Genomic DNA, 949 nt, shown 5'->3' with positions numbered 1-949 from the left:
ACGGGCTTCACTGGCATCGCGCGGCAGGGCGTGGGCGAGGGTGGCGACGCGGGCGCCGAGCGCGCGATCCAACAGGGCGGCGCCGCCTTCATCATTGCCGAGTTCGCTGCTGATGGCCGAGGCGTCGCTGCGGTGGCTGGCGGCAGCACGATCGGCGACGTTCCAGCCGGCGGCGACCAGCGCGCTGGCCTGGGTGGCCAGATCGGCGATCACGTTGAATTCGCGCAAGCTGCCGGCCCAGGCCAACTCGACGCGCGTGGAGGGCCGCCGGCGGGCGACGTGCAGCGTGTCGCCGTCCACCCACACCACCGCATCCTCGCGCCAGGCCAGATCGTGCAGGAAGGCGAGATCGCTCTGGTTCACCTGCGCGATGGCGGGCTGGCTGGCGGCATCGATGCTGATATCGGGGCTGAGGCCGTGATCGCTGGCGATGGTGCGAGCAACATCGGCGAGGCTGGTGGCCATGAAGCTGCGGGTGCGCCGGGTCATGCGCAAATCCTGCAACCGGTCTTCGGCCAGCACAGTGAGCTTCGGCGGGCCGCCATCGGGGAAATCGCCGCCGATGGCGGTGATGCGGCCCTTGAACAGCGTGTCGCTGCCCAGCTTGATGGTCAGCGGCTTGCCGAACTCGATGATATCGCGACCAAACCACTGGAAACCTGGCGTTTCGCCGCCCCAGTTGCCCAGCACCAGCTCGGCATTGGCCATGGTGTCGATGCCGTCGGCCAGCACCATGGCTTGCAACGCCGATTCCAGCCGGTCCTGGCGCTGGCCATCGATTTCGATGACCGGGCGCGACGGGGCCACCGGCAGGGGGATGACAGGCGCGCTGCTCGCCATGTTCAATGCGCTTTCAGGCGGGCGCGGCGGGCGGCGGCGCGGGCGAGGATGGTGGAGACGGCGGTGGTGTCGGCCGGCTTTGGCGGGCTGGCCGGGGCCGCGCCGGAGG

General features: G+C 70.2%; 1 protein-coding gene. It reads right to left on the bottom strand.

Going from position 1 to position 949, the window contains the following annotated elements:
• Positions 1-840: phage late control D family protein (locus tag GJ693_RS16255; protein WP_156257255.1), on the bottom strand; the 840-nt coding region annotated here is incomplete at its 3' end.
• Positions 841-949: the final 109 nt, after the last annotated feature.

It is taken from the genome of Sandarakinorhabdus oryzae (assembly GCF_009733735.1).
GTDB lineage: Bacteria > Pseudomonadota > Alphaproteobacteria > Sphingomonadales > Sphingomonadaceae > Sandarakinorhabdus > Sandarakinorhabdus oryzae.
The sequence above is the reverse complement of the archived record's forward strand: the minus strand, read 5'-3'. Positions and strand labels throughout refer to the sequence as shown.